At 68.8% G+C, this 22,346-nt stretch carries 16 protein-coding genes and 2 pseudogenes; 13 read left to right on the plus strand and 5 right to left on the minus strand.

Annotation, left to right across the window (positions count from 1 at the left end):
* Positions 1 to 171: 171 nt before the first annotated feature.
* The 11 genes and pseudogenes from GLP40_RS26955 to GLP40_RS34130 all read left to right on the plus strand — a co-directional run.
* On the plus strand, positions 172 to 1,095 hold the full coding sequence (locus tag GLP40_RS26955) for a zinc-binding dehydrogenase (RefSeq protein ID WP_154790811.1): 924 nt from the start codon (positions 172 to 174) through the stop codon (positions 1,093 to 1,095).
* A gap of 139 nt (positions 1,096 to 1,234) precedes the next feature.
* Entirely contained in the window at positions 1,235 to 5,377 is a 4,143-nt protein-coding gene (locus GLP40_RS26960; protein WP_154790812.1) for a type I polyketide synthase, read from the plus strand.
* On the plus strand, positions 5,374 to 6,801 hold the full coding sequence (locus tag GLP40_RS26965; RefSeq protein ID WP_154790813.1) for an MFS transporter: 1,428 nt from the start codon (positions 5,374 to 5,376) through the stop codon (positions 6,799 to 6,801). The genes GLP40_RS26960 and GLP40_RS26965 overlap by 4 nt, the downstream gene beginning before the upstream one ends.
* An 82-nt stretch (positions 6,802 to 6,883) precedes the next feature.
* The gene (locus tag GLP40_RS26970) at positions 6,884 to 8,128 is read left to right on the plus strand and encodes an acyl-CoA dehydrogenase family protein (RefSeq protein WP_154790814.1); all 1,245 of its coding nucleotides are present in this window, start codon (positions 6,884 to 6,886) and stop codon (positions 8,126 to 8,128) included.
* Positions 8,128 to 8,868, plus strand: a complete 741-nt coding sequence (locus GLP40_RS26975) for an SDR family NAD(P)-dependent oxidoreductase (protein WP_154790815.1) — start codon at positions 8,128 to 8,130, stop codon at positions 8,866 to 8,868. The genes GLP40_RS26970 and GLP40_RS26975 overlap by 1 nt, the downstream gene beginning before the upstream one ends.
* Positions 8,859 to 9,302 carry a PaaI family thioesterase gene (locus GLP40_RS26980; protein WP_154790816.1) on the plus strand — a complete coding sequence of 148 codons (444 nt, stop codon included), beginning with the start codon at positions 8,859 to 8,861 and terminating at the stop codon, positions 9,300 to 9,302. The genes GLP40_RS26975 and GLP40_RS26980 overlap by 10 nt, the downstream gene beginning before the upstream one ends.
* A 2-nt stretch (positions 9,303 to 9,304) precedes the next feature.
* Entirely contained in the window at positions 9,305 to 10,333 is a 1,029-nt protein-coding gene (locus GLP40_RS26985; RefSeq protein WP_154790817.1) for a ketoacyl-ACP synthase III family protein, read from the plus strand.
* A 12-nt stretch (positions 10,334 to 10,345) separates the two neighbouring features.
* A complete protein-coding gene (gene egtA / locus GLP40_RS26990; RefSeq protein ID WP_154790895.1) occupies positions 10,346 to 11,671 on the plus strand; it encodes an ergothioneine biosynthesis glutamate--cysteine ligase EgtA in 1,326 nt (441 codons plus the stop codon).
* Between the two features lie 235 nt (positions 11,672 to 11,906).
* Positions 11,907 to 12,878, plus strand: a complete 972-nt coding sequence (gene egtD, locus GLP40_RS26995; protein WP_154790818.1) for an L-histidine N(alpha)-methyltransferase — start codon at positions 11,907 to 11,909, stop codon at positions 12,876 to 12,878.
* 103 nt (positions 12,879 to 12,981) lie between these two features.
* A complete protein-coding gene (locus tag GLP40_RS27000) occupies positions 12,982 to 13,758 on the plus strand; it encodes an O-methyltransferase (protein ID WP_154790819.1) in 777 nt (258 codons plus the stop codon).
* A 19-nt stretch (positions 13,759 to 13,777) separates the two neighbouring features.
* Positions 13,778 to 14,128, plus strand: a pseudogene (locus tag GLP40_RS34130) (DUF2784 domain-containing protein); the annotation flags it as partial.
* Positions 14,129 to 14,634: 506 nt separating this feature from the next.
* Here the strand turns inward: GLP40_RS34130 and GLP40_RS27010 are convergent.
* A complete protein-coding gene (locus tag GLP40_RS27010; RefSeq protein ID WP_154790821.1) occupies positions 14,635 to 15,444 on the minus strand; it encodes a thioesterase II family protein in 810 nt (269 codons plus the stop codon).
* Between the two features lie 65 nt (positions 15,445 to 15,509).
* Here GLP40_RS27010 and GLP40_RS27015 point away from each other — a divergent pair, with 65 nt between their 5' ends.
* Together GLP40_RS27015 and GLP40_RS27020 are read left to right on the plus strand one after the other, a co-directional pair.
* Positions 15,510 to 16,880 (plus strand): CoA transferase, encoded by a 1,371-nt coding sequence (locus GLP40_RS27015; RefSeq protein ID WP_328290710.1) that lies wholly within the window; start codon positions 15,510 to 15,512, stop codon positions 16,878 to 16,880.
* A 188-nt stretch (positions 16,881 to 17,068) separates the two neighbouring features.
* Positions 17,069 to 18,607: an MFS transporter gene (locus tag GLP40_RS27020; protein WP_328290711.1), complete on the plus strand. Its 1,539-nt coding sequence runs from the start codon at positions 17,069 to 17,071 to the stop codon at positions 18,605 to 18,607.
* Here the strand turns inward: GLP40_RS27020 and GLP40_RS27025 are convergent.
* The 4 genes and pseudogenes from GLP40_RS27025 to GLP40_RS27040 form a co-directional block, all read right to left on the minus strand.
* Positions 18,604 to 19,135 (minus strand): annotated as a pseudogene (locus GLP40_RS27025) (integrase core domain-containing protein); the annotation flags it as partial. The gene GLP40_RS27020 and the pseudogene GLP40_RS27025 sit on opposite strands and share 4 nt — an antisense overlap.
* A gap of 105 nt (positions 19,136 to 19,240) precedes the next feature.
* Positions 19,241 to 20,254 carry a DUF2332 domain-containing protein gene (locus GLP40_RS27030; RefSeq protein WP_154790822.1) on the minus strand — a complete coding sequence of 338 codons (1,014 nt, stop codon included), beginning with the start codon at positions 20,252 to 20,254 and terminating at the stop codon, positions 19,241 to 19,243.
* A 69-nt stretch (positions 20,255 to 20,323) separates the two neighbouring features.
* Positions 20,324 to 21,475, minus strand: coding sequence for a citrate/2-methylcitrate synthase (locus GLP40_RS27035; RefSeq protein WP_230329982.1), 1,152 nt, complete (start codon positions 21,473 to 21,475; stop codon positions 20,324 to 20,326).
* 127 nt (positions 21,476 to 21,602) lie between these two features.
* Entirely contained in the window at positions 21,603 to 22,175 is a 573-nt protein-coding gene (locus tag GLP40_RS27040) for a TetR/AcrR family transcriptional regulator (RefSeq protein ID WP_154790823.1), read from the minus strand.
* Between the last annotated feature and the right edge of the window lie 171 nt (positions 22,176 to 22,346).

Raw genomic sequence — 22,346 nt, forward strand, 5'->3', positions numbered from 1 at the left:
TCTCTCAATTGCCGTCGGAGTCCCGCTATTCCCCATCGGTTTGGTGATCTCGATCACATCGACAGGGCGATAATTTTCCGTGATTGCCCGATTAAAAGCCGTTCCTTCTCAGTTTCGACGACCGATGGAAGTATTCGAAGTGATCACCTGAGCGCGGAAGAGAGGCAACGAATGCGAGCTGTAATCAATAATCCGAACGGTGATTCGCCGGTCTCTTTCGGAGACGTCGGGGAACCGGTCCCCGCGCCGAACGAGGCGCTGATCGCGGTCCGTGCGTTCTCGGTCAACCGTGGCGAATTGGCGCTGCTGGGCATCCGCCCCGAAGGCTGGCGACCAGGACAGGATGTGGCCGGCGTCGTGATCGAGAGCGCGGCCGACGGATCCGGACCTCAGCCGGGAAGCCGCGTGGTGGGCATGGTCGAGCAGGCCGGCTGGTCCGAGCGCGCGGCGGTGTCCACCTCGCGCCTGACCGTGCTGAGCGACGAGCTCACCATGGAACAGGCCGCCGCATTGCCCATGGCGGGCCTGACCGCCCTGCGCACCCTGCGCATCGGCGGCAATGTCCTGGGCCGGAGGGTCCTGATCACCGGCGCGAACGGCGGTGTCGGCCGATTCCAGGTGCAGCTCGCCGCGCTGTCGGGCGCGATCGTCACCGCGGTCACCACGCAGGCGGACCAGGTCGCCGAGGAGTTGACCGGGCTGGGCGCCGCCGAGGTGGTGGCCGATGTCGATAGTGCCACCGGGCCTTTCGATCTGGTGCTGGAGTCAGTGGGCGGCGCGGCCCTCACCGGCGCACTCGCCAAGCTCGTCCCAGGCGGCACCGTCGTCGTGCTGGGCAGCAGCTCCGGCGAGAAGGCGCCGATCGACGTGTACAACTTCATCGGCCATGAGGGCGCCCGGCTGCAGAACTACATCTCTTACGCCGCAACCGATCCCGACGATGTCGACCTGGCGATCCTGGTGTCGCTGGTCGCGGCGGGACGACTGGTGGCGACGCCGGGCCACGTATCCGGCTGGGGCGACCTGGGCAAGGTCGTCGAGCGCATGCGGCAACGGGAGTTGCCCGGCGGCAAGGTCGTCCTCGCCGTCGACTGAGGTTTCACGGCCGGGCGGGCGTCACCGGCGTCGCCCGCCCGGCCCCTGTCATAACCGTTGCCCGGGGAGGGGCGCAGAATTGAATACACGGGAAAATCCAGTTGACGCCGGCCTCGATTCCACCGCGGTGGACGAGCGCATGATCGCAATTATCGGAATGGCGTGTCACGTACCGGGGGCACATGGCATCGACGAATTCTGGCAGCTGCTGCTGGATGGGATAGATGCGATCACCGAAATTCCAATCACGCGATTTCCGATCGACCAGTTCTATCAGCCGGGCGGCCCCGCCGCCGGGAAAATCATCACCACCGCGGGCGGTTTTCTCGACAATATCGACGGCTTCGACGCCGACTTCTTCGGCGTGTCGCCGCGCGAGGCGGAGGCCATGGATCCCCAGCAGCGGTTGTTGCTGGAGTGCGCCTGGGAGGCGATCGAGGACGCGGGCCTGACCCGCGAGCAGCTGGCCGGAAGCCGGACCGGCGTGTTCGTCGGCACCGACAGCTCGAACTACTGGGAACTGCAGAATCGCGGGAAGCCCACCATCTACGGGGTCATGGGCGGCGGCGCGCGCTCGGCTATCGCTGGTCGGCTGTCGTTCGCCTTCGATCTGAACGGGCCCGCGCTGGCCGTCGACGCCGCGTGCGCGTCCTCGCTGTCGGCACTGAACGTGGCAGTGCAGAGCCTGCGCAGCGGTGAGTCCTCGATGGCCATCGCCGCCGGGGCGCACCTGGTGCTGAGCCCGTGGGAGAGCGTTGCGTTCTCCTCGGCGGGCATGCTCTCGCCGGAGGGCCGGTGCAAATTCGGCGACCGGGACGCCGACGGTTTCGTCCGCAGCGAAGGTATCGCCGCGGTCATCCTCAAGCCCCTGCCCGCGGCGCTGGCGGACGGCGATCCGATTCACGCGGTGATCCGCGGCGTGGGCAGCAGCAATGACGGCATGGGCAGCGGACTGTTCATGGCCCCGGCCGTCTCCGGTCAGGTCGACATGCTGCGCAATGCCTACGCCGACGCCGGAATCGATCCCGCCACAGTGGATTTCGTGGAGGCACACGGCACCGGCACCCAGGCCGGGGATCCGGTCGAGCTCAAGGCGATCGGCACCGTGCTCGGCGCGGGCCGCACCCGGCGGCTGCTGGTCGGTTCGCACAAGACCAATATCGGGCACAGCGAGGCGGCGGCGGGCTTGATCGGGGTGATCAAAGCCGTGCTGTGCCTGCGGCATCGGACCGTGCCCGGCAATCTGCACCTGCGCACGCCCAATCCGGCCATCCCGTGGGAGGAGCTACCGCTGACGCTGCCGTCCATGGCGACGCCGCTGGACGATGACAAGCGCCTCGTGGCTGGGGTGAGCGGATTCGGTGTCTCCGGCACCAATGTGCACGTGGTGCTGACCGAGGTGGATCCGGCCGTCGCAACCCGGGTCCGGCACGCCGACGCGGCCCTGGCCGAGACCGGGGATGCCCAGCTGCTCACGCTGTCGGCCCAATCCCATGAGGCGCTGCGGGATCTGGTGCGCTTCCATCTGACGTATCTGGGTCCGCGCGGGGCGGGCCGCCACGAGGACATCCGCGATATCGCCTATACGGCCGCCGCCCGCCGCACCCATCACGACCGCCGGCTCGCGGTGGTCGGGGCGACCCACGACGAGCTCATCGAACAGCTGCGCGCGGTGCTGCACGGCGACACGGAATTCGTGGCCCACGACCGGCCCCGGGTGGCGTTCGTCTTCCCCGGGCAAGGTTCCCAGTGGCCGGGCATGTGCCGTGAGCTGCTGGAGGTTTCGCCCGCCTTCCGGCACGCCATGGTGCGCTGTGATGCCGCCATCCGGGCCGAGAGCGGATGGTCGGTGCTGGAGTTGCTGCGGGACGGCGCCGAACTCACCGGCATCGACGTGGTGCAGCCGACGCTGTGGGCGGTGGAGATCGCCCTGGCCGAGACCTGGCGGGCCTGGGGCGTGGAACCGGACCTCGTGATCGGGCACAGCATGGGCGAGGCCGCCGCGGCGCACATCGCCGGTGCGCTGAGCCTCGAGGATGCCGCCGCGGTCATCTGCCGGCGCAGTGCGCTCATGCGCCGCGTCGCCGGTCAGGGCGCGATGGCGGTGGTGGGCCTGTCCATCGACTCCGCCCGCGAGCTCATTGCCGAGGTGTCGACGAAGGTGTCGGTGGCGGTCAGCAACAGCCCGAAAACGACTGTGCTGTCCGGTGATCCGCAGGTGCTGGCCGAGTTGAAGACGACCCTGGAAGCCCGGGACGTGTTCTGCCAGATGGTGAAGGTCGATGTGGCCTCGCACAGCGTGCAGATGGATCCGGTACTCGACGAGCTGGTCGAGGCGCTCGGCGCGATCACACCGCTGGCCGGACGGATCCCCGTGCACTCCACGGTGCTCGGCCAACCCGTCGCGGGAATCGACCTCGACGCCGCCTACTGGGCCCGGAATCTCAGGGAGCCGGTGCAATTCAGCGCGGTGGTGCGTGCGGCCGCGGCCGAGCGACCCACCGTCTTCGTGGAGATCAGCCCGCATCCCATGCTGGTGCAGGCCATTCGCGAGAACATCGCCGATCTCGGGGTGACGGGCGAGGCCGTCGGCTCGCAGCGGCGCGGCCAGCCCGAGCGCGCCACCCTGCTGGCCGGGCTGGCCACCCTCTACGCGCGCAATGCGCCGATGTCCCTGTCCCGCTTGTACTCCGGCGGCCGGTGCGTCCCCCTGCCGCACTATCCGTGGCAGCGGGAGCGGTTTTGGCTGTCCGAGGCGGACACGACGGTCACCTCGACTGTGCTCGGCCGCGACATCACCCTCGACACCACGGCCGCGCCGTATCTGCTCGAACATGTGGTCAACGGCGTGCGGCTGGTGCCTGGCACGGTGTTCCTGGATCGGGTACGGCAATTCGGCCGGGAGGCAGCGGGTGGGCTGCCGGTCGCGCTCTCCGATGTCGAATTCGTCGCCGCGCTGGTCCTCACACCGGGCGAGATCCGTTCGCTGCGAGTCGAATTGATGCCCACGGAGTTCGGCGTCTGGCGGTTCACCGTCACCGCGCCCGAGAGCCCCGGCGGCCCCGTGGTCGAGCACTGCCGCGGGACGGTACGCACGGGTTCCATTCCGCCGCAGGCGCATCGGCCGCTGGACGAGATCCGGGCCCGGCTCGACGGGCAGTGCACCGGAGCCGGGTTCTATGCGCGGGCCGAGGAGGGCGGCACCGCCTGGGGGCCATCCTTCCTGGCGCTGACCGAGCTGTGGCACGGCCCGGGCGAGGCGCTGGCCCGCTTCGAACTGCCGACCGCGCTCGTCGCGGATCCCGAAGCGGCACAAGCTCATCCGGCGCTGTTGGAGGCGTGTGCCGCGCCGGTGCTGGCGCTGTTCGACGAGCCGGTGTGGATGATCGCCGATCAGCTCGAGCTGGCCCGGTTCGGCGAGGCGCCGATCCGGCAGGGGTGGACCCACGTCAAGGTCACCTCGTCCCCCACACCTTCCACGGTGATCGCCGATGTCACCGTCTTCGATGATCAGGAGTTGATCGTGGCCGAGCTGACCGGTCTGCGCGTCCGTCCTACCGTCACCCACCTACCCGAGATCCCCTCGCCAACAGAACTATCCGCGCAGCCTGCGACCGCGAGCCGGCCCGAGCCGGGTGCGGCGGCCGGCGGCGGCCTGTCCGTCGAGGTGCGCGGCGAACTGCGCATCCGCGACGCCGCCAGCCGGACCGTGCTGGAGCTGTCCGGTAGTCTGGCCTTCCACCCGGACGGCATGTCGTTCGGTACGGCACCGACGGAACTCACTGCGGCACTTCCGAATTCGCTCACTTCCGCACCCATCACAGCGGGCGCTCCGGCGGCCCGGGTCACCGTGCCGACGGCCCCCGCCCCGGCATCTGCGCCGGTGCCAGTGCGGCAATCGGCGAACGGCCGCCCCGTCGTCGGCGCGCCGGACGCCGGGTCCGCCACGAAGACCCTCACCACCCCGGCGGTAACGGCCCCCAACGACATCGCACCCATTGCGGCATCACGGCAGCCCGACAGCAGCCCTGAAGCCGTGCTCGAGAGCCTGATCGGCCAGATCGCGGCCGTCACCCGCCGGCCCGCGGCCAAGATCGACGCACGTAGGACCGCCACCGAGATCGGCATGGACTCGCTCATGTCCCTCGAAGTGAAGTCCCACCTCCAGCAGGCTTTCGGTGTCACCATCCCGGCCAAGCTGCTGCTGGAAGCGGATTCGCTGCGTGCGGCCGCCGAGCAGATCGCCGCGCTGGCCGCACCGGACGGATCGAACGCGCCGTGACCGCCACCCTCGCGCCGACCGGAGCCCGCCGGGCCCAGCTGGTCATGGCGGTCCTGATCGGCGCCCAGTTCATGATCTCGATGGACGCCACGATCGTGAATGTGGCGCTGCCCTCCATCCGGGAGCAGCTGGGTTTCAGCGATGTCACCCTGAGCTGGGTGGTCAACGGGTACGCGCTGCCCTTCGGCGGTCTGCTGCTGCTGGGCGCGCGGCTCGGTGACCGGCTCGGCGCACAGCGCGTCTTCCGCTCGGGCACCGTGCTTTTCGCGGCGGCTTCGCTGTGGTGCGGGCTGGCGGGCGGACCGATGGAGCTGGTCCTTGCGCGGGCCGCGCAGGGTGTCGGCGCGGCGGTGATGTCACCGGTGGCGATGACGCTGCTGGTCGCGCAGTTCGACGGCCCGGCCCGGCATCGGGCGCTGGGCTGGTGGGGCGCCATGTCGGGGCTGGCGGGCGGGATCGGCATGCTGCTGGGCGGCGCGCTGACCACGGCGTCCTGGCGCTGGAACTTCTTCATCAACGTGCCGATCGCCGTGGTCATCCTGCTGCTGTCGCGGCGGTACACCGGCGACCGCCGGATTCCCGCGGTCGGCCGTCCGGATGTGCTCGGCGCGCTGCTGAGCACCACCGGACTGCTGCTGGTGGCCTATGCCGTGATCAGCACCGAGCGGCTGGGGTGGACGACCTGGTCCACCTCCGGCCTGCTCGGGGCGGCCCTGCTCCTGCTGGCCTGCTTCACCCTATGGGAGGCGCGGGTGCGGGATCCGCTGGTTCCGTTGCGCGTCTTCACGTTTCGCAGCGTGTCGGCGGGCAATACCGTCATCGCGCTGGTCGGAGCGATCGGGCAGATCACCTATTTCACGGTGACGCTGTACCTGCAGCAAGTGCTGGGTTACACGCCGCTGCAATCGGGTGCGGTGTTCCTGCCGATCAGCGTGACGCTGTTCGTGGTCTCCACCGCCGTGCCCCGCCTCATCGACCGGCTCGGCCTGGCCGGTGCGCTGGGCGGCGGCCTGGTCATCGCGGCCGGTGGTCTGGTCTGGCTGGCCGCGCATCCGCCGCAGGGCTCGTATGCGCGAGATGTGCTGGGCCCCACCGTGATCTGGGCGGTGGGCTGGGGCATCGCACAGGCGGCGTCGTTCGTGGCGGGCGCGCACGGGGTGGAGTCGGATCTGGCGGGGGTCGCCTCCGGCCTCATCGCGACGACCTACCGGCTCGGCGGCGCGATCGGCCTGGCCGCCATGATCACCCTCGCCGCCGCGCGCACCGAGCATCTGGGGGCCGCCGAGTCCCAGACCCGGGCGCTGGCCGGTGGCATCACCTACGCGTGGTGGGCGGGGGCGGGTTGCGGGCTGGTCGCCGCCGCCGTGGCCGTCCTGCTGCGCCGCCCCGCGCCCGCGCCGGCGGAATCCACGTCCGCGCCCTGACCTTGCCACCCCATCGACTTTCCACCCCGATCTAGGCCGCCGCGGCCGCGATCAGCGCTCGACCGAGAAGGTATGAAAGACAATGGAATTCACGCTGACCGATGAGATGATCACCTGGCGCGCCAAGGCCCGCTCCTTCGCCGACACCGTCGTGCGGCCCGTCGCCGCGCAGCTCGACGCCCACACCGACCCCGAGCTGGCGTGGTCCTGGGAACTGGTCGAGGCCGCCAACGAGCACGGTCTGCGCCAGGCCCCGCTGCCGGTCGAATTCGGGGGCGCGGCCACCGACTATGTCACCAACTGCATGATCCTCGAGGAGATCGCGGCCGCCGATCTGGGCATCGCGGTCGTGCTGGCCCAGCACTGGAAGTTCGCGCAGATGCTCAACGAACTGGGCACCGAGTATCAGCGCAAGAACCATCTTGCCCGCAATGCCGACAACCCGCGCGGCCTGTTCGCCGCCTCGTTCACCGAGCCGTCCGCCGGATCGGACAACCTGTTGCCCTACACCGGCCGCGGCGGCGGCATGCAGACCTTCGCCGAGAAGGTCGAGGGCGGGTATCGGATCAACGGCATGAAGCACTACATCTCCAATGCCAACCGCGCCGACACCGTGCTGTGTTTCGCCCGCACCGACAAGGACGGCCCGCTGACCGAGAGCGTGACCGCGTTCGTCGTGCCCGCCGACGCCGAAGGCTTCCGCATCGGCCGCGTGCACGACAAGAATGGTGAACGCATCGCCAACAACGCGGAGATCTTCTATGAGAACGTCTTCGTGCCCGACGAGGACGTGCTCGGCGAGCCCGGCACCGCATTGCGCAGCGTCGGCCGGCTGCTGCGGGCCAGCAACTCCTATGCTGCGTCCTGCGCGCTGGGGGTGGGACGCGAATGCTTCGATCGGACCCTGCGGTGGTGCCGCGAGCGGGTGCAGGGCGGCGTGCCGATCATCGAGCACCAAGCGGTCGGCTCATACCTGGCCGACATGTATCTCAACGTGGATGTCAGCCGCACCTACATCTGGCGCGCGGCCTGGCAGGCGCGCACCCCCGAGACCTTCGACCCGGCGCTCGCGGTCGCACCCAAACTCATCACCTCCGAACGCGTCTTCGACTCCGCGCGGCGCGCCATGGAGCTGTGGGGTGGGCACGGGGTGATGAAGGAGAACGGCATCGAGAAGCTGCTGCGCGACGCCTCCATCTGGCTGCACTCCGACGGCACCAACATCATCCTGCGCCAGCGCATGGCGAACCTGCTGCGCGACGGCGACCCGGACGCGGTGATCTGGGACGCGGTCCCGGCTGGCGCGGCGATGGTCGGGATCATCTGATGCGGCTACGCGGGAAGGTCGTGATCGTCACCGGCGGCACCCGCGGGCTGGGCCGCTCGATCGCCGAATCCGCGCTCGCCGAGGGCGCGAAGGTGGTGTGTGCGGCCCGGTCCGCGGGCGAGCTGGCGCTGGTCCGCGAATTCGGCGGCGACCGTGTGCATTTCGAGCCGACCGACGTGCGGGATCTGGCGTCGGTCGAGAACCTGATGACGGCGACGGTGCGCCACTTCGGCCGGCTGGACGTGTTGGTGTGCAACGCGGGGATGAGCAATGACGGCATGATCGCCACCATCGATCCCGAGCGCTGGACCGAGGTCATCCAGACGAACCTCATCGGCACCTACTACTGCGTGCGCTCGGCCGTCCCGTACCTGCGGGGCAGCGGTGGCGGGCGGATCATCGCCATCTCGTCGGCGCTGTCCACCCGGGTCTCGCCCGGCGCGAGCGCGTACTGCGCGTCCAAGGCGGCGATCGAGATGTTCGTGCGGTCCTGCGCCGCCGAGCTGGCCGGTGACGGCATCACCGTCAACGCGGTCGCGCCCGGTTTCGTCGACACCGGGCTCGGGGCGCGACTGTCGGAGAACGACCTGGTGTGGGAGCAGGTCGCCGGGCGGCTGCTGTCCGGGCGCAGCGGCACCGGCGACGAGGTGGGCAGGTCGGTGGTGTTCCTCGCCAGCGACGATGCGTCGTACGTGAATTCGCACATTCTGGAAGTGAACGGGGGTCTGCTGTGGAGCTGATCGAGGGACAGACGCTCAATGACGCCATCGCGGCCGGCTCGTCCTGCTGGGCGTGCGGGCCGGTCCGCACCGACGGGCTGCTGCTGCGCTATCTGCCGGAGGGGCCGGGCGTCGGGGCGGCCTGGTTCGCCGATCCGCAGTATCACGGCGCGCCGGGGCGGCTGCACAACGGGCTGGTGGCGGCGCTGCTGGAGGAGGTGGCGGGCTGGGCGGCCTACCGGATGCTCACTGAGAAGGGAATCTCGTTGGCGGGCTTGGCCATTGCCGATCTCGCCGTGGAGTACCGGCGGCCGCTGCCGACCGAGGTGTGGGTGTCGTTGTACGGGGAGGCCGGGTCCGTCTCCGATGGTCTGGTGCGCACCCGCGCGGAACTGCGCGTGGACGATGCGGTGTTCGCGACCGCGACATGCACGCTGCGTACCGGGCAGGAGTAGGGATGCGCACGAGAGAGCCGGTCGCGGTGATGGCCGCGACCCGCTGGCTGCCCGCGCACCGGCAGCAGCCCGACGAGGTGGAGGAGGCACTGCGCCCGGCGGATCCGGGCTACGCGGCGCTGGCGGTGTCGGAGTCGCTGTCGGGGCCGGAATTGGCGGTGCTGGCCGGGCGGGACGCGCTGGCCGGGGCCGGGTGGGACGGCGCGGACCTCGGGCTGCTGTTCTACGCGTGGAGTCACTATCAGGGTCACGACTTCTGGTCCCCGGCCCACTATGTGGCCGACCGGCTCGGCGCGAATACCGCTCTGCCGCTGGGCATTCAGCAAATGTGCAACGGCGGCGCGGCCGCGGTGCAGACCGCGGCCGCCTATCTGCGCGGCGATCCCGGCTGCCGACGCGCCTTGATCGGCACCGGTGACCGCTTCGCCGAGCCCGGATTCCGGCGCTGGACCGGCGATTACGGTGTCGCCTACGGCGATGCCGGGACCGCGGTGCTGTTGTCCACCGAGGCCGAGGCCCGGCCGAGGCTGTGGCTGCACACCATCGCCACCGTCGCCACCCCCGAGTTGGAGGCCATGACCCGCGGCGACGATCCGGCCTCCCCCGCGCCGCGCTGGCTGCGCGGCACCATCGACATCCGCGCCACCAAGAAGGCATTTCTGCGCCGCCTCCCGCGCGATCACTACGCGACCATCGAGCGGCGCAAGGTGACCGAGGTGATCACCACGGCGCTGGCCGACGCGCACCTCACCGGCGACGAGCCGCGCCTGACCCGGATCGTGCTGCCGCGCTTCCATTCCGACACCCTCGAGTCCGCCTACCGGCCGCTGGTGGCCGAACTGACCACGGCCGCTCCGGTCGACTTCGGGCGCGACACCGGGCATCTGGGGGCGGGCGATCTGGCCGCCGGGCTGGCCGACCTGCTCGGCGAATCCCTGCTGGCGCCCGGGGAATTCGCGCTGGTGCTCAGCGCGGGCGTCGGCTTCACCTGGTCCTGCGCGGTGGTCTCGCGCCCCGAACGAACGGAGTGATCCGTGATCGACATGACCTGTGACTCGGCCGCGAGCGCGCGCCCCGGAACGGCCGATCTCGCCCCGGCCGAGGAGCTTCCGTCGCGCGCGGCGGCCGAGGCCTACATCGGAGGTGTGTGCTTCAAGCAGGGGCCGCCCACCCTCATCGGAGCCGAACTCGAATGGCTCACAGCCGAAATGCCGAAGTCCGCGCCCACCGGGGCCGCCGGGCCGCGGCCGGCGCCGACCGCGCTGGCCGCCGCCCTGGGGCCGTACGCTCCGCGCTCGATCGCACCGCACTCTCCCGCGCTGCCCCTTCCGGCCGGCAGCCGAGTCACGGTGGAGCCCGGCGGCCAGATCGAATTGTCCAGCGCCCCTTTCGAAGACGCCGACGACCTGTGTGAGCGGCTCGGCGCGGACGTGGACTTCCTGGATCGCCTGCTCGAATCGCGGTCCATCCGGCGGCTTTCCGGCGCCGCCGACCCCAAGCGGCGACCGCACCGGGTGCTGTGCTCGCCGCGCTACCGCGCCATGGAGCGTGTCTTCGACGGCATCGGGCCCTTCGGCAAGCTCATGATGTGCAGTACGGCCGCCACCCAGGTCAGCGTGGACGCCGGGGGCGACGCCCGTGAGGTGGCGGCCCGCTGGCGCGCCCTCTACACCATCGGACCCGCGCTGGTGGCGGCCTTCGCGTGCTCGCCGACGCTGCGCGGCGCACCGGCCGGGGACTGGGCGTCCCAGCGCATGCGCGCCTGGCTGCGCCTCGACCGCACCCGGACCCAGCCGCCGGTGTGCGACTGGACCGATCCGGTTTCCGGGTACTCGCGCTGGGCCCTCGACGTACCGCTGCTGTGTGTGCGCCGTCCCGGCGCCGACGCCGAGTGGACCGCGCCGTCCGGGGCCACATTCGGCGAATGGCTTTCCGGCGCATTGGATGAGGATCTGGGCCGCCGCCCCGGCATCGATGACCTCGACTATCACCTGACCACGCTGTTTCCGCCGGTTCGTCCGGTCGGTCACCTCGAGATCCGCTATCTGGACGCCCAGCCCGGCCCTGACTGGCGGGTGCCGGTGTGGACGATCGAGGCGCTGCTGTCCGCGCCCCGGGTGATCGAGGAGGCGACCGCGGTGGCGACTCCGGTGGCCGGTCGGTGGCGGGACGCCGCCCGCGATGGTCTGGCCGATCCCGGCCTCCGCGGCGCCGCCGTGGAACTGCTGGCGCTCGCCGAAGCGCATGCCCGGACGCCGGACGCCGCACGGGATCTCGCCCGCACGGTGCGGCGATGCCGCGACGCGCGCACACCGGATTGCGCCGTCGCGACCGCGCACCGGACCGCCGCCGTACGCGCGGCCCGATGACCATCGCCCGTCGGCCACCCGGGCCTGTCTGCCATGCCGGGCCGATCACCCGCACCACATCTCCCAGGTCTTCTTCGGCCGCGTTGACAAGGTAGTGCGCGGCCGCGGTTTCGGCGCCGATTCGGTGGCCCGCCGCGGCACTCGGCAACCGGGATCACCCGATCCGTCACCAGATCTTCGCCGGCATCCGGCCGGCCCTCGACCCGCACCCCGACGAATCCGAAAGGACGCTCCCATGACCGAGCCGAAGCTGGACATCCACCTGACCGACGCCGACCTCACCGCCGCGCTGCGCGCCGACGTCCTGCGCGGGCTCACCGCGGACTCGAAATGGCTGCCCCCCAAGTGGTTATACGATGCCCGCGGAAGCGAGTTGTTCGAGGAGATCACCAACCTGCCCGAGTACTTCCCCAACCGCACCGAGCGGACGCTGCTCGAGCGCGCCGTCGACGAGATCGCCGCGCTCGCGCAGGCCGAGGTGTTGGTGGAGTTGGGCGCGGGCTCCGCCGCCAAGACGCGGCTGCTGCTGTCGGCGCTGTCTGCCGGCGGTCCGCTGAAAGCGTATGTCCCCCAGGATGTCTCGTTGTCCGCGCTGCGCGGTGCGGCGGCGCAGGCGGCCGCCGAGTTCGCGGGCCTGTCCGTGCACGGGGTGGTCAGCGACTTCACCGACACGTTGCGCACGCTGCCCGGCGGTGGCCGTCGCCTGGTCGCCTTCCTGGGTGGCACGCTCGGCAACCTCGTTCCCACCGAACGCGCCGTCTTCCTGAGCGATCTGCGCGAGGTGCTGAACCCCGGTGAGCAGCTGCTGCTCGGCGCGGGTCTGGTGACCGACCCGGACGTTCTGATCCCGGCGTACGACGACGCCGCAGGGATCACGGCCGAGTTCAATCGAAACGTCCTGCGGGTCCTCAACTATCGTCTGCGCGCCGACTTCGTGCCCGACCGCTTCGCCCACGTCGCCATCTGGGACCCGGACGCCGAGTGGATCGAAATGCGCCTGCGGGCCACCCGCGACATGCGCGTCGACATCCGTGACCTCGACATGACCGTGCACTTCGCCCGTGGCGAGGATCTACGCACCGAGATCTCCGCCAAGTTTCGCCCCGAAACCCTCCGCGCCGAGCTCGCCACCGCCGGTTTCACCGTCACCCGCGCCTGGACCGACCCGCGCGCCCGCTATGCCCTGTTCCTCTCCGAACGCGACTGACCGCCTCTACCCGTCATGAGAGAGCAGGGCCATAATCGACCCGATCCCCCACGACCCCGATCCCCCACGACCCCGATCCCCTACGACGAGGACAAGGAATCCCATGGGTGGTAAGTCGTTGGCCGCGACTGTGCGCGATCGGCTGCCGTTCCTGCGCTGGTCGGTCATTCGCTTCGCGCTGGGCGGACGGACTTTTCTGCGGACCGGGCAGGTGGGTGACGGCCGGGAGCGGGCGGCGCGGGAGTTCGTGCTCGCCCATTCGGCCGCCGGGGATCCCGACGGCGTACTCGCGGCGTTCGACGACTTCGCCCGCAATCACAGCCTGCTGGTGAATATCGGCGACGAGAAGGGCCTCATCCTCGATGCCGCGTTGCGGAAAACCGCGCCGCGGTTACTGCTCGAGCTGGGCGGCTATTGCGGGTACAGCGCGATCCGCACGGCGCGGCTGCTCGGCGGCGACGCCCGGCTGGTATCCGTCGAGATGAATCCCGACAATGCGGATATCGCGAGGTCCCTGCTGGCCCACGCCGGACTCGCGGACCGGGTCAACGTGGTCGTCGGGACCATCGGGGACGGCGGGGCGACCGTGAAGCGGCTCGCCGACGAGCACGGATTGAGTTCCGGCGCACTCGATTTCGTGTTCATCGACCACGACAAGAGCGCCTACTTGCCGGATCTGAGGGCCATTCTGGACGCCGGCTGGTTGCACCCCGGCAGCGTGGTGGTGGCCGACAATGTCGGCATTCCCGGCGCTCCGGACTATCGCCGGTACATGCGCGAATCCGAGGGCGCGACCTGGCGCACCACCGAGCACCACACCCACACCGAATACCAGTCGCTGCTCGAGGATCTCGTCCTGGAATCGGAGTACCTGGGCTGATCGCTCCTATTCTGGTGTCATGGGCTACCGGCTCCTCGCCGATGCGACAGCGGTCGCGCATTTCGCGTTCGTCGTTTACGTCGTGGTGGGCGGGTTCATCGCCTGGCGCTGGCCGCGCACCATCTGGTTGCACATCCTGGCCTTCATCTGGGGCTTCTCCACGGTGCTGTTCAAGGTCGAATGCCCGCTGACGAATCTGGAGAACTGGGCGCGGCATCGGGCGGGCGAGGCGGGGCTGCCGCCGAGCGGGTTCATCGACCACTACATCACCGGGGTCCTCTATCCCCGCAGCGCGCTGGAGGAGGTGCGGGTGGTCGTGGTGATCTGTGTCGTCGTGTCCTGGGTCGGTCTGTACCTGCTGTCCCGCCGCCGCACCGTCAGGCACTGCCTCGACGGCGCGGATCGGCACGGTCAGGGCCGCCGCGACCACCGCGAACAACCACCGCGAGACTCCGCACCGCAAGGGAATCCACCGTTGTACCCGGCGGGTAGGACCCGAACAGCGCCCAGCACTCGTACAGGGCGACCGCCGCGCCGACCAGTGCCGCCGCGACCACGGTCGTCGCGACCGCGATGCGGGGCAGATCGGGACGACCCGCGGAAGCCTCCCGGCTGACCTCGAAGATCCCGTTCGGGTCGTTGTCGCGGATCGCCATGCCCACGCGGCGAGGATCATCGCCACCGCGGCGACCAGCGGGCCGGTGTTCTTCACACGCTGCTGCAACCCATCCCGCCAGTCGGACACTCCAGCAACCCAATCTCCGAGGGCTGAGCGACTTCTCAGCCCGGCGAGGGTTCACCGACGCCGCGGCGGCCAGATCGTGTTCGCGTCACGTCGAGCATCCCCTCCCGGTTCACACGTGCGGCGTTGGGCCTTCATCGGGGCAAATCAACGGCTCCATTCGAGCGGTCGGGCAGCGTTCCGGCCAGCGTGCTGGTGATCAAACCGGCTATCGCCGAGAGGTTTTCAGGGAGATCCAGGTAGAAGTGGCCGCCCTCGAAGGTGGCCAGGTCGAAGTCCGCGGCCGTGTAGTCGCGCCACTGCCCCGCCTGCGCAACCGATGTCGTCGGGTCGGCAGAGCTGATCAGTGCGGTGATCGGCGCGCGCAGGGGCGCGCCGGGAGCGTACCTGTAGGTCTCCACGGCGCGGTAGTCGTTGCGGACGGCCGGGAGTACCAGTTCGGCCAGCCCCGGCTCCTCGCGCAGTATGCGCACTGACGCCGGATCGTTCGACAGGCGTTCCAGGTCGGCGATGAGGCCCTCGTCAGGGCCGGCGTGCAGGCGCGCGGTCTCCTCGAAAGCCGGTGCGGGACGGCCGGAGACGAACAGGTGGCTCAGCTCGCGCCCGTCCGCCTCGATGCGGTGCGCGGCCTCGTAGGCGACGGTCGCGCCCATGCTGTGCCCGAAGATTGCCAGGCGCACGGCCTTCGGCCAGGCCAGCAAGTCCGCGGCGGCCAGTGCGGCGAGCTCGGTCAGGACCGGCACCGGCGCGTCGCCGAGGCGGTCCTGCCGTCCCGGGTACTGCACGCCGAACACCGCGGTGCCGGAGCCGAAGCGCTGAGCCAGCGCCCGATACGCGGTGGCCGAGCCGCCGCCGGGCGGGAAGCAGACCAGTACGGTCGCGGGGTCTGGGTCGGATTTCAGTTCGCGCAGCCAGGCGGTTCCGGAGAGTCGTTGGGCACTCATCCGACCGAGTATGCCGTGAGATGTGCCACCGTGGTCGGGCCCAGGCCCGGCTATAGGGTCGAATCGTGGCTACCTATGATGCGCTGGTTCGCGACTACGAGACCGGAATCGGCGTCACCGGCTCTCCATTGCCCGCGGTCGATCCGGGCGCGTATCTGGCTGCGACACTGCCGGTCTGGGCGCTGGCGGGCGGCGCGGTCGCGGCCTTCGCCGCCGCGGCGGATCGCTGGCGCGCGACCTGCGGGTTACCGCCGCTGCGCAGCGTCGTCCACCCGGCCCGGGTCGCGGCGGCGTTCTCGAGTGAGCGGCTGTTCCGTCTCGACGGCGAAAAACCGGACGTCTTCGCGGAGTTATCGGGATTCTTCAGGGCCGCGGACGCGCGGGTGCGCACGCACGCCAACTATCCGCATCATCGCGCGCGGCTGCTCGCGGCTGTGGAGTTGCCGGCCGAGGCCACCCGAGACGAGTTCGTGCGCCGCTTCTCCGAGCTGACCGCGGCCGACATCGAACAGCGGGCCGTGGCGCACGGCGCGATCGCGGTGCGGGTCCGCACCGAACAGGAGTGGAGCGACAGTCCGCAGGGCAAGGCGGCAGCGTCCGGTCCGCTCGTCGCCATCGAGGCGCGCGACGATCGTGGCGAGTTCGAGTTACCTTCTGCCGCAACACAACTACTGCCGCTGCGCGGTCTCCGTGTTCTCGATCTGACCCGGGTGATCGCCGGGCCGGTGGCTTCGCGGGCATTGGCCCTGCTCGGAGCCGATGTGCTGAGGATCGATCCGCCCGCATTGCCGGAAATCGGCTGGCAGTTCTCGGACACGTGCCAGGGGAAGCGATCAACTGTAGTCGATCTGCGTACTGACCTTCCCGTTCTCCGCGAATTGATCAGCAATGCGGACATAATCATCTCCGGTTACCGACCGGGCAGCTTGGAACGACTGGGAGTGCGGCCCGGGGAAATTCGACCGGGAATTGTGCACGGCCGAGTTTCGGCCTGGGGCGAACTCGGCCCATGGGGTGATCGACGCGGTTTCGACAGCATCGTGCAAGCCGCATCGGGAATTTCGCTTATCGAAGGCACACAAGATAATTCGCATGGCGAACCATCTGCGGGCGCACTCCCCGCGCAGGCGCTGGACCACGCCAGCGGATATCTGCTCGCGGCGGGCGTGCTCGACGCACTGCGTGCCCGCCGCGCCGAAGGTCGGGGTCACGATGTCCGGGTCGCCCTGGCGCGCACCGGGTCCTGGCTGCTCACGGCGCCGGGTCGGACACCCGTTCACGCCTCCGCCCAGGCTCCGGATCCGCGCTATGCGGTCACCCACGGCCCGGTGACCACCGCGATCCCGGCGCTGGGCGAGTATTCGGACCACCCGTGGCCCGCTCCGACCTACGGTTCGAGTGCTCCCGCCTGGAAAGCCCGACCGGACGGTTCGTGACCCTCGCAAATGTATACAACGGGCTGCACACACACCCGTAAGTGCATCAGCGAATTAGGCGATTTACGTTGCAATACAGGGCTTTCAACTCGCCTACTCATCTCTCGTTCGGCGGTAATAAATGGGATCCTGAAACCGACATCAAAATTGTCGACCCGTCTGTCGACATGCGGATGGAGGACGTCATCGTGGATACACCTGCTCCCTTGCTCACCGCCGCCGGCGCCACCTCGGTGGGGAGACGGGAATGGGCCGGATTGGCGGTACTCGCGCTGGCCTGCCTGGTGTACTCGATGGACCTCACCGTCCTGCACCTCGCGGTCCCCCAGATCAGCGAGGTTCTCCGCCCGACCAGCTCCCAATTGCTCTGGATCATCGACGTTTACGGATTCATGGTGGCGGGGTTGCTGCTCACCATGGGCACCATCGGCGACCGCATCGGCAGACGGCGCCTGCTGATGGTCGGCGCCGCCGCCTTCGCCGCGGTCTCGGTGATCGCGGCCTTCGCCCCCTCAGCGCCGATACTGATCGGATGCCGCGCCCTGCTGGGCGTGGCCGGGGCCACCCTAGCGCCCTCCACACTCTCGTTGATATTCACCATGTTTCACGACGCGAGCCAGCGATCCATCGCGGTCGGGGTCTGGGTGGGCTCCTACTCGGTCGGCGGATCCATCGGACCGCTGGCGGGCGGGATCATGCTCGAACACTTCTGGTGGGGTTCGGTATTCCTGCTCGCCGTGCCGGTCATGGTGTTGCTGATCGTTCTCGCGCCGCGCGTACTGCCCGAGTTCCGCGATCCCGATGCCGGACGCCTGGACCTCGTCAGCGCCGGACTGTGCACGACCGCGGTGCTGCTGGTGGTCTTCGGCATGAAGAAGGCGGCCCAGGACGGTCCCGGCGCGGCCGCGGTGTCGGCGCTGACTGCGGGGATCGCGATCGGCGCGCTTTTCGTTCGGCGCCAGCTCAATACGTCCGAGCCGATGCTGGATCTGCGTCTGTTCCGACTGGGCAGCTTCCGCACCGCGCTCACCATCAATATGGTCTCGATCTTCGTGGCCTTCGGTTACGCGCTGTTCGTCGGGCAGTATTTCCAACTGGTGCTGGGCATGTCGCCGTTACGAGCCGGCATCGCCACCATCCCGGCGGGCCTCGGGTTCATGATCGGCTCGCAGCTGGGCCCGCGCATCATGAAGGTGCTACGGCCCGCCTACATGATCAGTGGCGGTATGGCCATGGCGGCCTGCGGGCTGCTGCTGCTCACCCGGATCACCGCGACCGGCGGCGTGGAGCTCACCATCGCCGCTTCGCTACTGGTGTCCTTCGGTCTGGCACCGGTTTTCGGAATCACCACCGAACTCATCGTCGGCACCGCGCCGCCCGAGCAGGCGGGCGCTGCCTCCGGACTCTCGGAGACCGGCGCCGAATTCGGCGGCGCGCTGGGCATTTCCATTCTCGGCAGCATCAGCGTCGCCATCTACCGAAACCAGCTCGATACCGCCCTGCCCCTCGGCTTGCGGGAGCCCGATGCCCGCGCGGCCCGCGACACGCTCGGTGCGGCACTCGACGTCGCCCGCACCATGCCGGGCACGGTGGGCAGCGCGGTGGCCGACGCGGCCAAGCACGCCTTCCTCTCCGGTATGCACCTCACCGCCGCCATCGCGGCCGGCGCGGCGCTGCTGTTGGCCGTCCTCGCCATGACCCGGCTGCGGCATGTCCCGCCGGGCTAGCCGTATGAGGCCATGACGTTGGTGACACCTTGATGGAGCCGAGTCGCTGGCGGCTGATTTCTGGCCGCGCTGTGTGGCCGGTGATAGTTGTAGTGGATGTTCCACACGCCGAGGGCCTTTGACCGCTTTTGTTCAGAGCGCCATTCACGGGCGTAGAGGAACTCTTCGGCAAGGATCCGGTTGTAGCGCTCGACCCCTTTCCGTTGTGCCGTGGGGTGTATGGCATGATTCGCAGGTGCCGTGCTCCGAGGAGTGCTCTGGCGAAATCTTTGCCGCGGTAGCAGGCGCCGTTGTCGGTGACGATCCGCTGGATATGCGTGATTCCGTGCGCGTCGAAGAAGGCCCGCGCACGGTGCATGAACCCAATTGCTGTGACCGCCTTCTCGTCTGCGAGCGCCTCGGTGTAGGCGACGCGTGAGAATCCGTCGATTGCTGAGTGCAGGTAGACGTAGCCGCCGCGGGCACCGGCGGTCCTGGCCCGTTCGACTGCCTCGCTTGCGCTGATCCTTTGCCGTGGGAGCGGCAGCCCTCGGCAGCGACATGAGCAATGGGGCGATGCTGACAACGCGCGACGAGCCTCCGGCGCCCTTCGACGGACAGCGGTGAATTACGGTGGGTCACAGCACGGGTCTCTTACCGGTCTGCGCGACAAGCGGTGTCATCTCGGTGATCGTCAAGCAACATCATCGTGTGACCGTGTCCGTCGGCGAGTACGAGTGGGACTTGATCGAGTGAACCGACGAAGAGTGTGGTCGGAGCGAGTGGTTCGACGATCGTCCGTGCGGTCTCGACGATGCCGCGGCCTTCGAAGCTGATCCAGCGGGCACGCGTCCGTCTGATGGCTTCGACTGTCGCGGCGCGATCGTCGGGGCTCAGATAGCCGAGCGTGGCGGAGTGGACGATCACAGGAGTGGTATCGGGGGGCGCGTCGGCCACGAGTGCCTCGATCTGGGCTGAGTCTCTGACATCGCCCCGGGTGATGTGCACGGCCGATCGTGCTGCGAGGTGCAGGGCGGTCTCGAGGCGTTGGCGTCGCTGTTCGTGTTCGGGCCAGGTAAGGGCGGTCAGCCACGCACACGTGTCGGAGTCTGCCGGATCGAGCGGGTTGAGGTCGATGCCGGCCCTCCACTCGATCTGTGGTGGCGTGAGCTTCGGTGGCAGGTGTCCTGCCGTGATATCGCACTCGATCAGCAGGTCGCTACGTCCTGTCGGCGGGACGACCATCGTTCCGTCGGAGTAGTGGTAGTTGTATAGATCGGGAATCATGCACAGTCCGGCCGAGGCTCCGAGCTCGATCAACGCAATCGGCCCACCAATGCGGTGTAGCAGTGGCAGTAGAACGGCGCATCGCGCCGCTTCGTTCGTCTGGGTTGATCGCAGCAGGATGGTCTGCTCGACATCGCGCCAGATCTCGAGCAGTCCGTTGCGCAAGGAGGTTTCGTCGCCCGGTGTGGCACCGTGCCAGCGGAGGGCCGCGAACACCAGGTTCGGCTGTCGCTTGTGCGCAGGAAGAGTTGCCAACTGTCGCTGAAGGATCGGGTCATCGGCCACGAGGTGGGCCCATGCTTCCAACGTTGGCGAACTGCCGTGAGCCTGCTGTTCAGCGAACTGTCGATACCGTTGGCCAATCTGAGTGTGCTCGTCCATCTCGTCAGACTCGGCCAGTCCTGGTCAGGGCCGGGCATTGACTCGATCAACGTCTCCACCCCGTGGACGTCAGGGGTGGCTCGTGAGTGCTCGCATGCGTAGCCGCAGCCGGTGTGGATACTCCTCGATTGCGTGTGCTGCGAGGCCGATCGTTCGAGCGAGGGTGAACAGCACCTCGCCGCAGTTGGGATCCGCATCGGCTGCCACGGTCAGGGCCGCCAGCGCCAGGTCGACGTTGGGATACCGGCTCTGCCTCCTCACCACTTCGATACACAGTCCTTCCACACGCCGGACAAGTTCGGCATCGAGGTGGGCGACTTCGGTGATCAGCAGCTCGTATCGAGGGTCCGGCCCGACGTAGACGCGATGCCCGAACCCCGGCAGTGGGTTGTCCCAGTCCAGCACTGTTCCGTCCAGCCAACGGCGAAGCACGTCGCCCGCCAGCTGGATCGCCCCGGCTTGGCGCGGACCGCTCATGGCGCACTGGCCAGCGAGAATCGCCATCCAAGGGTCGGCCTGGACGCTGGCTGCCGTACGTGTGGCCAGGGTCGACGCGGTGAGTTCGTGGTCGATCAGCAGTGTCAGCGCCACGTCGAAACAGCGGACGAGGGCTGGTGTGGTCGCCGACCTTGCGAGCGCACTGCTCAGCCGAGCGGCGACCGATCCGGATTCCAAGGTGAGTCCGGTGATTGCGACGCAGCCAGCTTCGACGGCTGTCATGGCCACGGACACGCAATGGATGGCGCTGGTGTTGCCGCGGTCGGGATCGGTCGCTGCGGCCGTGAGCACAGCTGCGCGGATGGCATCACTGCGGCGACTTGCTGTTTCCACCGGCAGAGGGTCCGACGCTTCGGGGATCAGTGCAGGCTGTGGCTGGTACCTGTCGGTTTGAAGTACCAGTGCCGCCGCATCCTCGAATGATCCACGATCGACAAGGTCGGCAATGGAATGACCGCGAAAGGCCAGCCGTCCCTCGGGATCCAGTGCGGACACATCGGACTCGATCAGCACCGTGAGGACTCCGGCACGGGCACGCGACCGCTCGGCGGCGAGCGCGACAATGTGCGATCGGTCGAACCTTGATACCCGGCGCCCATCGTTGTCATGGGCCACGTCCCGAGGAACAAGTCCTCGTGAGACATATGCGTAGAGCGTCTGCTTCCGAACGCCAAGCGCAGCTGATGCTTCGTCTGCCGTCATCCAGTGACGATCGATGCTCATCCTGAGATCGTCCACCAGAAGGAACGAGTAGATCCATCTGCACCCGTGTACGCAAAGCGGTCGAGGTCCTCCATGCAGGCGTCTACAACGTCATGATCCGCAACAACTAGCCAGCACCGCGGTGAGTTCACTTGCCCCGGATAGCCTCCACGGCGGTGAGCAGCGAATCGCCGTCCAGCAGTTCGACGGTCGGCGCGATCACCTTCTGGATGGCGAGTCCTTGGAAGAGCAGGAACAGGAGCTTTCCGACCGCGGCGGCCTGATCCTTACTCAGGTCCGGATGTGCCGCATGGATGGCCTCGGCGATACCGCGGTGCGCGACCGCGCTCGCCTCGGCCATGTAGACCTGCTGTGCTGGATCCCGCGCGATCTGGATGCCGTTCTCGGTGCTCAACAGCAGACCGTCGCGGTTGCGCTGCGCGACGTCGATGAAGCCGTTCCAGATCGCGGCCAGGGACTCCCACAGCGAGCGCCCCTCTCCCGCGTCGCGAATGGCCGCCTCCATGCCGTCACCGATCTCGGTGCCGATACCCACGGTGATGGCCTCGGTGACCAATTGATCCTTGGAACCGAAGTGATAACCGATCGCGGCCAGGCTCACGCCGGCGGCCTTGGCGATATCCCGGGCGGTCACTTTGGCGAGGCCGCGTTCCAGGACGGCCTGGCGCGCGCCTGCCAAGAGATCTTCTCGATTTCCCATAACTCCACCCTACCAACGTCTAAGACAAGCGTTCTAGACGGCCGTTTCACGGCGTGCGCTGGTACCCGTCCATCGGTGTGAGCATCCCCACGGCGGTCGTCGCCAATGCGCATCCCGGCGACTGTGCCGGACACCGGCACCGTTCCGGTTACCCTCGAACCCGTGCGGCAG

It is taken from the genome of Nocardia aurantiaca, from assembly GCF_009708175.1.
GTDB lineage: Bacteria > Actinomycetota > Actinomycetes > Mycobacteriales > Mycobacteriaceae > Nocardia > Nocardia aurantiaca.

Bases quoted from the DNA above. Each gene is read 5' to 3' on its own strand.
- GLP40_RS27000 (WP_154790819.1), top strand. From the start codon at position 12,982: ATGGGTGGTAAGTCGTTGGCCGCGACTGTGCGCGATCGGCTGCCGTTC.
- GLP40_RS27035 (WP_230329982.1), bottom strand. From the start codon at position 21,475: ATGAGCATCGATCGTCACTGGATGACGGCAGACGAAGCATCAGCTGCG.
- GLP40_RS27040 (WP_154790823.1), bottom strand. From the start codon at position 22,175: ATGGGAAATCGAGAAGATCTCTTGGCAGGCGCGCGCCAGGCCGTCCTG.
- GLP40_RS26975 (WP_154790815.1), top strand. From the start codon at position 8,128: ATGCGGCTACGCGGGAAGGTCGTGATCGTCACCGGCGGCACCCGCGGG.
- GLP40_RS26970 (WP_154790814.1), top strand. From the start codon at position 6,884: ATGGAATTCACGCTGACCGATGAGATGATCACCTGGCGCGCCAAGGCC.
- GLP40_RS26955 (WP_154790811.1), top strand. From the start codon at position 172: ATGCGAGCTGTAATCAATAATCCGAACGGTGATTCGCCGGTCTCTTTC.
- GLP40_RS27030 (WP_154790822.1), bottom strand. From the start codon at position 20,254: ATGGACGAGCACACTCAGATTGGCCAACGGTATCGACAGTTCGCTGAA.
- GLP40_RS26985 (WP_154790817.1), top strand. From the start codon at position 9,305: ATGCGCACGAGAGAGCCGGTCGCGGTGATGGCCGCGACCCGCTGGCTG.
- GLP40_RS27010 (WP_154790821.1), bottom strand. From the start codon at position 15,444: ATGAGTGCCCAACGACTCTCCGGAACCGCCTGGCTGCGCGAACTGAAA.
- egtA (WP_154790895.1), top strand. From the start codon at position 10,346: ATGACCTGTGACTCGGCCGCGAGCGCGCGCCCCGGAACGGCCGATCTC.
- egtD (WP_154790818.1), top strand. From the start codon at position 11,907: ATGACCGAGCCGAAGCTGGACATCCACCTGACCGACGCCGACCTCACC.
- GLP40_RS26960 (WP_154790812.1), top strand. From the start codon at position 1,235: ATGATCGCAATTATCGGAATGGCGTGTCACGTACCGGGGGCACATGGC.